The 11,630-nt window shown below is 47.7% G+C and carries 4 protein-coding genes; all 4 read right to left on the bottom strand.

All coding sequences use genetic code 11. The features are described 5' to 3' along the window. Positions 1-537 precede the first annotated feature (537 nt). Entirely contained in the window at positions 538-3,960 is a 3,423-nt protein-coding gene (locus AKG39_RS05915; RefSeq protein WP_050739455.1) for an FtsX-like permease family protein, read from the bottom strand. Between the two features lie 56 nt (positions 3,961-4,016). Continuing rightward, on the bottom strand, positions 4,017-4,439 hold the full coding sequence (locus AKG39_RS19695) for a hypothetical protein (protein WP_126981230.1): 423 nt from the start codon (positions 4,437-4,439) through the stop codon (positions 4,017-4,019). 104 nt (positions 4,440-4,543) lie between these two features. Further along, complete coding sequence (gene addA / locus AKG39_RS05910; protein WP_050739454.1) at positions 4,544-8,158, bottom strand: helicase-exonuclease AddAB subunit AddA; 3,615 nt, start codon at positions 8,156-8,158, stop codon at positions 4,544-4,546. After that, positions 8,142-11,498: a PD-(D/E)XK nuclease family protein gene (locus tag AKG39_RS05905; RefSeq protein WP_050739453.1), complete on the bottom strand. Its 3,357-nt coding sequence runs from the start codon at positions 11,496-11,498 to the stop codon at positions 8,142-8,144. Before AKG39_RS05905 ends, addA begins: the two co-directional genes overlap by 17 nt. Positions 11,499-11,630: the final 132 nt, after the last annotated feature.

Raw genomic sequence — 11,630 nt, 5'->3', positions numbered from 1 at the left:
ACCATTGTTCGATGTTTATGAATTTCGCAATTACCTACAAACTCTTTTTTCTATAGCTTTAGAATGCACTTCAATCATTGCCCATTTCAATAAAAAAACTCCCTATTCGGAAACAGGAAGTTAATACGCAAAAATCAGGCCCTTTGAGGCAGGTATTTTTTCGAATCACATCCCTTCCAAATCAGAATCCCTTTTTTGTCAGGCAAACGTTATCACATTCAATTGAGTTAATTTTAGCATGAATAGAGATTCTTGCAAAGAAAAAGAAGGTGGAAAATTTCGATTTTCCACCTTCTGATTGCAACTAATTTAATTTTCAATAGTAATTATTCGTTATTACACCTAAAAGTCTGAGAAAAATCGTTGCTTTATGGCATTGTGAATGGCTTAAAGACTTAGTTTAGCTTTAACCGCAAAATGATTGAATTTCACTGACTATTGTTTGATCCAATTGTGTGCATCATGGCGGACCTGCGTTAGCATGTCCGCTCATGCAGCACACAAGGATAAACAATTGGCAGTGAAATAAGCCGCGATCTATTCGATGGACTTGAGGGACTCAACCATACTGATGCGTTTGATCATGGGGGTCATGACGATATTTACGAGCATGGTAAAGACCATGGTAAACAATATGGCGAAAAGGAAACTGCTGAGCTCGATACCCCGACCGAACATGGCGATGTCGGTTTCTACGGTATTGATGATAAAGCCGTTGAGGAGTACCCCCAATACCAATCCCACCGCTATGCCGATGCCGGACAGCACAATATTCTCTCTGAAGATATATTTATACACTTCCATATCGTAAAAACCGAGGACGCGGATGGTGGCAATTTCCCGGACCCGCTCAGAAATATTGATGTTGGTGAGGTTGTAAAGCACCACCACCGCCAGTGCCCCAGCGGAAAGCAGCATGACCAGCACCACAATATTCAGACTACTGAGACTGTCATTGGTGCTGGCGATAATGTTCCCGGTATAGTTAATGGCAACCACCCCGGGAGCATCCAGCCAATCCTTTGCCACGGCATCTTCAATCTCCGGAGTTGATTCCAGCAGATTGAAGTAGGCCAGATTTACTTTCAGGGGCCTGGCAAAAGTTTCTTCATAAACGGCTGGCGATAGATAAATAAAGTTTTCCAGGTAATTTTCGGTGATGGCTCCCAGCATCACCTCGTGACTTTCATCATCCGAGGATATCGTGATGGTATCACCGACCTTTACATCCAGGACTTTGGCCATCTTTTCCGACAGCACCACTTCTTCTTTTTCCAAGTCAATGGGATCTCCGCTTTTTCGATCCTGAAGACGCAAAAATTCCGGCATGCTCCCGGCGGCTTCGGGAACAAAAAGATAGGCCTGTTTTTGCAGATCATTGCCCTGTTTTTGCAGTTTAATCTGGGTTTGATAGGCCAGCATGTTTTCACTGAATCGGCTGTCGCCGTTAAGCTCTGTTTTGATCGCCGCTTTTTCGGTCAGGGTGCCCTCGGTTTTAAATGCCAAGGTCCCATCAAAAACGGATATTTCGTTAAACTGTTTGGGGATAATCGAAAAAATAGCATCCTGAAGGCCAAAACCCGCAAGGATCAGGGCGGTACACCCGGCGATACCAATAACGGTCATAAAGAATCGGCCCTTATAACGCATCAGGTTTCGGGCGGTGACCTTTTCGATAAAGCCCATATGCTTCCAGATAAACGGAATTCTTTCAAGAAAAATTCGCTTGCCGATTTTTGGGGCCTTGGGACGCATCAGCTGGGACGGCTGTTCTCTCAGTTCAATGTAGCTCACGGCAATGGCGGCGGTGACGGTGCATAAAACGGCAATCAGACAACTAACGAGAATGGGAACCCAGGGAATCCAAATGGTTAGCTCCGGCATTTGATAGAGGAGGTTATAGGCGCTGGTAATGAGATACGGCAGGGTATTCAGCCCGAGCGCCAGCCCAAGCACTGATCCCAGTACGGCAGCCAGCAAGGCATAGATGAAAAACTTGGAGGCGATTTGATAATGCTGATACCCCAGTGCTTTAAGGGTTCCGATTTGGGTGCGTTGTTCTTCAACCATTCGGGTCATGGTGGTAAAGGAAACCAGGGCGGCTACCAATAAGAAAAATATTGGAAAGATCCCGGACATATTGTCAATCCGCTGGGCATCCTCACCATAGCTGGTATATCCCGGATTGTCGGCCCGGTTGAAAACGTACCATTTTCCAAAATCGATGGCGGCGATTTCGGCCTCGGCCTCAGCCAGCTTTTGAGCCGCTTTATTTATTTCCACTTCGCCCTGGGCTTTTTTCTCAGCCAACTGGCTTTCGCCTTCACTGAGTTCTGCCCAGCCCCGGTTAATTTCATTTTGCGCGGCATCCAGGGTTTGCTGTCCCTGGATATTACCGGCTTCAAGGGCAGCCTCGCCATTGGCAACATCAATTTTACTTTGATCCAGAGCTGCTCTTCCGGCAGCCAACTGATTCTGGCCGTCAATTTGGGCCTGAGCTAAAGCTGCTTCCCCGGTTGCCAGCTGTTCTTTCATTCCGGCCAGCTGATTCAAGAAGGCCTGAATCTCATCAATACCGGCCTGAATCTGTGCTTCTGTTGTCCTGGCGATTTCCAGGCCGGATTCGGCTGAGTCTATCTGGGAATTATTAACTGCCAACCGGCCATTTAAAATAATCAACTGACTGGCGTAATCCGGGGCTGTGGGATCAAGAGCCTGAATTTGTTCTTCAATCTCTGCCCGGGCCAGAAAAAGAGCCTGTAACTTGGCTTCCCCCTGGGCAATCTGGGCCTGGACCTCGGCCAGCTGGGCTTCCAGTTCCGGCAATTGGGCCGAGGGATCCTGAGCTTCCATTTGGGCAATACCCATTCTTAATTGGTCGAGCTGGGCCTGCCCGGCATCCAGTTCCCGTTGTAAAATAGCGGGTCCCTGGGCCAGGTCGGCTTCACCCTTGGCGATTTGATTTTTGGCATCAGCCAGCTGGGCTTCTGAATCCCTGATGGTCTGTTCATATTCCCGCTGACCATCGGCTAGCTCGGCTTCGCCGGCCAATAACTGGTTTCTGGCATCAGCCAGAGTGGCCTCGCCCTGGGCAATGCCGTCGGCAAATTGCTGTTTGGCATCCGCCAGTTCATTTCGTCCCTTTTCCAGTTCAATTTCAGCCTGGTTTTGAATATCCTCGCGATTTACTTCCAGCCGTTCAATACCCAGGTTTGCCATCTCAAGTTCCAGTGCTTCGATGGCGGTGGTGTACTCGGATGAAAAAGCGGAAACTCCGTCAGCCGAGGCCTGGGATAGAACATAGACTTCGGTGTAACGTTCGGAAACAAAGCTGGTGGGATCAATATACCCAAAGTAGTCCAGTTCGCCCCGGCCAATAGTGGTGCTACCCCGTTCAATGGAAACAAACTGAGGCGAACGCACAAATCCCACAATGGTAAAGCTGTCCCGATTGAGGGTATCTGACAGATTCTTGTCCCCAACTTCCGGTGAAAGCTTAATGGTGTCTCCCAATTTATACTGCGAACTGCTGGATACCGCGGTGTCCTGGGTTGGCATTTCCAACAGCATTTCGCCCGCATTTTCGGGCATTCGGCCTTCTACTATCACCGGTTGGTTCAGACCATCGTTTTCAGGTTGGGCCATGAGCTTTATAGCTGGCCGTTTATCCCCTTGTTCAATGATAACATCCGCCGAATAACTGGGCATCACGGTGTTCACACCCGGGGTTTCTTTAATGGCCGCGACGTCGCCATCCTGAAATCCGTAGGTCGAAACCAGTCGCAAATCCATCAGCCGTTGTTCCTGATAATACTGATTGGCGGTATATTTCATACTCGGCCCGGTGGTTTTTATGCCCCCATAGAAACTGATCCCCAGCGCAATAATGGCCACAATGGATAAAAACCGGCTCATTGTCCCCTTGATTTCTCTGACTGTATCTTTTTGCAGTGCTTTCATTACTATTTATCCTCAAATAATTTCTAAATTTATTTTAAAGTTAATCAAAAGATATTTTACCACAGATTCTTTAAAAATGTACGTATAATCGACAAACCTGGCTGCGGACATTTATTCATCGTTGTGTGCTGCAAGATCGGACAGGCTGTCGCCTGTTCGCCTTGATGCACACAACTTGATGAAATAAAAATCCGCAGCCAGGTTTGTCTTACATTTCCTTTTTGCAGACACTTATTCATCGTTGTATGCTGCAAAATCATATAGTCTGTCAACCGTTCGCCTTGATGCACACAACTTGATGAAATAAAAATCCGCAGCCAGGTTTGTCTTACATTTCCTTTTTGCAGACACTTATTCATCGTTGTATGCTGCAAAATCATATAGTCTGTCAACCGTTCGCCTTGATGCGTACAACTTAATAAACTAAAAATCCGCAAAGAGGTTTGTCTTACATTACCTTTTTGCAGACACTTATTCATCGTTGTGTGCTAGCAAGATCGTACAGGCTATCAACCGGTCGCCTTGATGCACAAAACATGATGAAATAAAAAACCGCAAAGAGGTTTGTCTCACATTACGTTACCTAAATGCTCACATTTTCCTTCATGGTGATAAAGGCAATGATTTTTTCTTTGACGGGGATGTGGGTTAGGGTTTCCAGGGCTTCGGCGTAGATACTGACTTGAATCTCGTAGCCGTTTATGAGGGCAGCCCGCTGTCCTGTATCTTTGAAATAATCGGTTTTGTAATCAATCAGCACCCACTTTCCATCTTCAATAAAGGCGCAGTCGATGATCCCCTGGACCATTATTTTAGCGGTAATGTCAGCCCATTCGGCTTTTACCTTTCCCGGTTGATAGCAGTAGTTAAAGGGAATTTCCCGTTTTATCTTTGGCGCGGACAACAGCCGGATACCCAGGGGTGAGCTGTAAAAGGCCACCAATCGGGAAAGATCCAGAGAACGGGCTAATGTTTCGGGTAAAAAATCTGTTTGAATCAGGCGCTCGACTTCTTTAATAAAAAAGCCGTTTAGAAATGCTTCAAAAGCCTGGGATCCGTGTGTCTTCAGCTGTTTTTGGATTGGTGCAAAATTAACTGATTCCATGACCAGATGGAGAGCTGATCCTCGTTGGCTGGGGGTGAAATCTTCTGACACTTGCTCCAAAAACTTTGGTTTTTCACTGCGCTGGGGTAATTTTTTTAACTGAACGTCTCTGTTGCTTTCCAGGGTTTCACTGCGCAGTTTTTTTATTTCGGTGACGCTCATTTTGCTGGGCAGGGCATTGCCGGGTTTTTCCGGGTACACGTAATTCAGGCGTCTGAAAATCCCTGCTTTTAGTTCAGGGTCCAGTGGTTGTTCAGTAACAACTGGTTCCGACCGGGGTGTTTCTTCCTGATCCGTTTTTTCCGGTGGCTGATCCGACTCGTCAGGACTGTTATCATGACGGTAAACCGTAAAATGATCCAGGTCGAGAATCGGCGGCAGATCGGTAAGGCCTTTTCCGCCAATGACCCCGAGCATGACCCATTCCAGCAGGCCGCTGGCCTTTAGCAGCCCATAATCATCAGGTTCTTCCAGCCATTTCGAAATTTCATTTTCCATTTTTTTCACGGTTCCGACGATGAAGAGTTTTTCCTCGGCCCGGGTCATGGCGACGTAGAGGAGCCGCATTTCTTCGGACAGCATTTCCATATTGCTTTGGGCCTTGCAGACTTCCTTGGCCAGAGAGCTGCGCTTAAACCGTTTTTCCAAATTGACATAGTCCGGGCAGATGCCCAGATCCTTGTGAAACAGAATCTGGTTGCTGTTGCCCTGTTTATTGAACCTTTTGCCGGTGCCGGTGAGAAAGACAATGGGAAATTCCAGGCCCTTGCTTTTATGCACGGTCATGATGCGCACCACCGCATCGGCATTGCTTAAAATCCCCGGCGGGGAGATGTCCTGTTTGTGTTTTTTCATATTTTCGATAAAACGGATAAACTGATACAGCCCTCTTAATGTTGATTTTTTGTAATCCGCGGCCCGCTTCAGAAGAATTTTTAAATTGCTCTGACGCTGTTCGCCGCCGGGTAGGGCCCCCACAAAGGCATAGTAGCCGGAATCCAGATAGATTTTCCAGAGAAAATCTTCGATCGGCATCAGTTTGGACTCATTGCGCCAATTGTCCAGACGGTCGTAAAAAACTCTGAGCTTTTGGGCCAGGGGGTCGTTTTCCTGATCACGGTAGGCTTCAACTGCTTCGTAATAAAAGCCCGTTGGCTGATTGATGCGCAGACCGGTGCACTCATCGGTGCTGAAGCCGCCAATGGGCGAGGTCATTACACTGAGCAGCGGCATATCCTGGTGCTGGTTATCCATGAGGTTTAACAGGTTGAGAATCATATTAATTTCCAGGGATTCGTAGTAATTGCTGCCGCCATCAAAATAGGTGGGAATCCCCAGTTCACTGAAAACTTTGAGATAGACATCCCCGCGGCCAGCGGCACTGCGCATCAGGATGCCAAAATCCCGATAGGTGATCATGCGCTCTTTGTTCTGGCGGGTATCGAAAAATGGGGTGCCCACCAGGGCTTGAATTTTGTGGGCCACAAACCGGGCTTCCATTTCAACCTCGGTGAGATCTTCGGTACCTTCGCCTTCAGCGTCCGTATAATCCGGGGCCTGATTTTGGGCGTCTAACAGATGGATCTCGGTTTTTTCATAGGGGCCCGCGGCTAAAAGGCCCTTATTGAGCATGGCCCGATGGTCGTAATCAATTTCTCCCAGGTTCAGACTCATGATTTTTTTGAAGATGGCATTGACACCGTCAATCACCCCCTGGGCGCTGCGAAAGTTTTTGCTCAGGGTCACCAGGGCATCCACGCTTTCTTCCTGGCCAAAGCTTTCATATTTCTTAATGAAAATGGTGGGGTCCGCCAAACGGAAACGGTAAATGCTCTGCTTGACATCCCCAACCATAAAGTAATTGTTGTCCCGGACGATGCACTGGAGGATGGTTTCCTGCATTTCGTTGGTGTCCTGGTATTCGTCTAAAAACACGTGCCGATACTTGGCCTGGATTTCTTTGGCAATTACCGGATCTCTTAAAATCTTCAGGGTAAATTGTTCCAAGTCATTAAAATCCAGGAGATTCTTTTTGGCTTTTTTGGCCCGAAAAGCGGCCCAGAACTTTTGGGTCAGCTCCACCAGATCACTCATGGTGTCTTTAAGGCAGTTGAGTTCCCGGATGCGTTCATCCAGGTGGGACAGAAAATTCTCCTGGAGTTCCATAATAATCGCCTTGGACTTGGTGCGGTATTCTTTATTAATGGTATCGCTCAGGGCTTTGTCCACCTTGGAACTGCCTTTGTAATTGGGATAGGTTAAGCTTTCCAGGCTTGCTAATCCCTTTGAAAAGTCATTACTGAGTTGTGTTTGCAGGTCTTCGATGAAAAAAAGTTCTTCCTTCATCTGTTCATGGGTTTTTTCAAAGCCGGGCACGTCACTGGCAGCCGCCGCTTTTTTGGCGTAATTCCAGGCGCCGATGAGCTTGGCGGTAAGCACGGCCTTTAGGGACTCGCCCCACACCGAGGTCCAAAAGCTGTCGGTATCACAGTCAAACAGGGCAAGGGATTTTTGACACCAGCCTTCGGGATCCGGCTGGGTGACCAGAAAACGGTAGAAGCTTTCCACAGTGTCTTTGAGTCCCTGGTCATTGCGGTTACCGCTGTATTTTTCCACCAGCTTAATAAAGGGTGCATCGGGGTTATTATCGGCCTGCTGATATTCTTCTTCAAAGAGCTCTTCCAGGGTTTCCTTGAGCATCAGGGCAATCTCGGTTTCGTTACCCACCATAAATCCAGGGTCGATATCGCCTTTTTGAAAATATTGCCTAAGCACCCACAGGCAAAAGGAATGGAGGGTCGAAATGGCGGCACCGCCGAGGATGTTCATTTGCCGAAGGAGAAAACTGCGGTCGTTCTGGGGGTCTTCCAGAGCCTTTGCCAGGGCCTGACTGAGCCGGTTTTTCATTTCTCCGGCGGCACCCCGGGTGAAGGTCAGAATGAGCAGTTCATCGACCCCAACTTTTTCTTCGAGGATAATCCGAATGATCCGCTCTATCAGCAGCGCTGTTTTTCCCGAGCCGGCGGCGGCGGATACCAGCATATTTTTTTCTCTGATTTCGATGGCATCACGCTGATCACTGGTCCATTTCATTGGTTTTCTCCCCTTCTATTAGTTCAAAAAAGACATTCTTTTTCATGGTTTTCTTAAATACCTCGTAGCTGTTTTTCTGGATGTCCTCATCGAATTGACAGATGCCCTTGTACTCACAATACTGACAGCCATACTCGGCGCCCTTTTTAAAAGGACGCACGGCAATGTCCCCCTGATAAATCCGGGTGATCTGGCGGATCACGGTGGCTCTGACGTACTTGATCACCGCTTCGAATTCGGCAGCGGTTAGCTTTGAGGCCGAATTGGAATTCAAAGGCAAGATCTCAGACTTATTTTTGTTGCTATTGCCATCCATGGCGGCAATCACATCGGGATCGTCCAGCAGCAGACCATTTAATTTAAAGGCCTTGTTGATTTCCGTTTCAATGTTCTGGGCAAAGTCAACCCGGGGAATGGGATCATCGACATGGAAATAGAAGGTTCCGCCTGGCAGAATATCCTCGCCTTCGATGACATTCATAGCTCCGTCGAGATAAACCAGCAGCTGAATCGACAGCCCATAATAAATATCATCGAAATTGAGTTTCTTGGAACCGGTTTTATAGTCGATGACTTTAACAAAGGTAGTGCCATCTTTTTCGTACAGATCCAGGCGATCGATTTTTCCAACGATTTTCACTTCGCCGAGATTCAATTCTGGAATTAAAATATCCTGTTCAAAATTGACCTCGGTATACTTGGGTTCAAAATCCCCGGCACAAAGGTGTTCCATAATAATATCGATGGATTTTTTGCCGACCCGTTCCAGTTTTTTGCCGAGGTACTGGTATTGTCCGGTGCTGTTAAAGACATTGGTTTTAATTTGCGGCAGGCACCGGGTCATGACTTCTTCAACCAGGGTATGCCGCTTTTCCTTTGTCAACTCTCTTAAATTCAGGTTCTGATGATCGACTTCCTTGAAAAAGCCGTCCACTAACTGGTGCAGCAGGGTGCCGATTTCAGGGGCCTGAATAGTATAAACCGGGCGACCCTGGGGCTTTAAGCCGTACCGCACATAGTGGGAAAAGGGACACTGGCGAAACAGTTCCAACCGTGAAATACTGGTGCGCAGGGTGCTGCCGTAAAGCCTTTTGGCCTGGCTAGGTTCCATTTCCCCGGGAAGACCTTTGTAATCAAGGGCCGCTTTTAATTGGCGGTAGCGCTCCTGATAGGCGGGGTTTTGTTCAAACCATTCCCCGACCATCGCCCAGGGCGCATCCACCTCTGGGGCATCCGCTATATTGGCATTTTTCTTGTTTCGCAAATATGTGGTAAGATGCCACAGAGTGCTGTCCGGACTGCTTATTTTACTCCAGAATTCCCGGTTTCCTTCACTGAGAGTGGAATGTATGCCCAAGGCCGGGAAGATAGCGGCGATCTGGCTGAGCAGAATCGATGGCTGGCGGCTGTTTCCTTCCATATCCGCAAGGGCCCAGTAAATAAACAGCTTTGACTTCGGTTTTGTCAGCAGATCGTAAACCAAAAACCGTTCCTGATCCATTTGAAACTCGCGGTTGTTCTGCAGTCGAATCTCATGGCTGGCTAAAAGCATCCGTTCGGAATCTGAAATCAGATTAGGTTCGGTGCCGACGCCGGGAATTAAACCTTCATTTAAACCAAACACGATCAGAACCTCAAAGGCCCCGCTGCGGCTGCGGCGCAGATCGGTGATGCTGACGTAGTCCCGGTGGGGCGGAATGATCCCCAGGCGATAGCCCTGGAACCCGCTTCTTAAAATCCGCAGGTAGTCTTCCAGGCTGACGCTGTCCGCTCCCATGGTTTCGGCGACCTGATCGAATACCTCCATGAGAATATTCCAAATCTGATGATAGCTTTCCATGGCTTCGTAATTCTCTTTTTCAAACAGCTTTTCCACCAGGACATCTATTTTTTCCGGGGTTTTAATGTCCACCAGAAATTCATACAGTGCCTGAGTCCGGGCAGCGTAGGACTTATTTGTTTTCAGCTTTTCCTGGAGCGCCAACAAGGGGGTGATGAGCCGGAGCCGCAGACCATTTAACCGCTCTAAATCCAGGGCTTCGTTCTGGCTGATTTTTGTGAATTCCCGTTGCCACTGGTTCCCCCGGATGCCAAATTCCAGCACGTAATTTTCCAGGTCTTCGCATTCACTGAGGGTAATCGGTGAAAAGCCGGTTTTAACAAACCCGAAAATATCATCAAACCGATAATTGTTCTGCAGGGTTTCCAGGGTGGCGATGATGGCTTCCACTAAATGGTTGTCGCCGACGGACCTAAGATCATCCATAAAGAAGGGGATTTTATACTGGGTGAAAACCCGTTTAACGATGCTGCCGTATTCCTCAATATCGCCGGTGAGTACCACTATGTCCCGAAAGGAGAAGCCCTCATCGCGAATTAATTCCAGAATTTTCTGAGCCCCTTTTTCCACCTCTTCCCAGGTGTTCTGACACTGGGTCAGGGCAATGTCGGTGACCTCAGATGGCTTTATGTTTCTGGGGTAGGCAAAAAGATTAGCTTCCAGATGTTTGAGATCGGGACTTTCGTGATGTTGGATAGGAGCCTTCATTAATTCAAACTCTACCATGGCTTCGGCGCCAATATTTTTAATGGCATTGACGGTATTGCGGGTCAGTTGAAAGACCTCCGCGTCTCTGGCGATGGGATTGGGGTCCCAGGGCAGGGCAATGTTCAACTCAGGAACTGTGATCATTAACATTCGGATCATTTTATAATCCTGGTGTGAAAAGTTCTGAAAACCGTCAAACCAGAGCTCTGCTGCTTTTAAAAAGGGCGCTCCCGGAATTTTTTCACAGACGAGATTTTGAAAATCTTCCTCATCCAACCGATCCACTCCCAGCAAGGCATTAAAATGATCATATATTTTCACGATGTCCGAAAGCTTCTGGGTGATCATCCCCGGGTCAAGGTCTGTCATCATGGTTTTTAAATGGTCCGGTGAAATTTCATTTTGTTTCAATTCGGCGATAAAATCACCCATGCTTTGCAGAAAGCCCGGCTTTTTAGCACTGCTGTGGTAAATGGTCAGATCCTCCTGGATTTCTCCCAGGGTCTTTTGGAGCAGCATATTTTTCCCATGGACATCCATAAAGGTTTTGGTCAGGCCGCCGGTTTCCCGGAGCACCCGATCGCCTAACCGTTTCGGACTCAATACCTCGGCCCCCAGCAATCCCTTAAGATTATTGGCCTCAATCAGCGCAGCCTCTGCGCCCAGGGTGAATTGCTCGGGAACGATTAAAAAAAGATTTTCTTTCCCATTTCTTAACGCTTCGCCAATTTCTCTGTAAACGGTCTGGCTTAGCACCTGCGACCGCCGACCGGCAATAATTTTTAATCCCATGGCTTTTCCTTTCTTGTTTTGGATAATAGATAATTTCGAAATTTAAAAGAAACGAACAATGGTTGCTTTGATGTCAGTTTTCACAAACAATTTTGTAACGTCGAGGCGGACATCTCGGAGAGTGTCCGACGT

The organism is Acetobacterium bakii (assembly GCF_001263355.1).
Taxonomy (GTDB): Bacteria; Bacillota; Clostridia; order Eubacteriales; family Eubacteriaceae; genus Acetobacterium; species Acetobacterium bakii.
Note: the sequence above shows the minus strand (reverse complement) of the source record. Positions and strands in the feature narration are given on the sequence as shown.

Excerpts from the sequence above, each read along its gene's own strand:
- AKG39_RS05915 (WP_050739455.1), bottom strand. The coding sequence starts at position 3,960 with ATGAAAGCACTGCAAAAAGATACAGTCAGAGAAATCAAGGGGACAATG.
- AKG39_RS05905 (WP_050739453.1), bottom strand. The coding sequence starts at position 11,498 with ATGGGATTAAAAATTATTGCCGGTCGGCGGTCGCAGGTGCTAAGCCAG.
- AKG39_RS19695 (WP_126981230.1), bottom strand. The coding sequence starts at position 4,439 with ATGAATAAGTGTCTGCAAAAAGGTAATGTAAGACAAACCTCTTTGCGG.
- addA (WP_050739454.1), bottom strand. The coding sequence starts at position 8,158 with ATGAAATGGACCAGTGATCAGCGTGATGCCATCGAAATCAGAGAAAAA.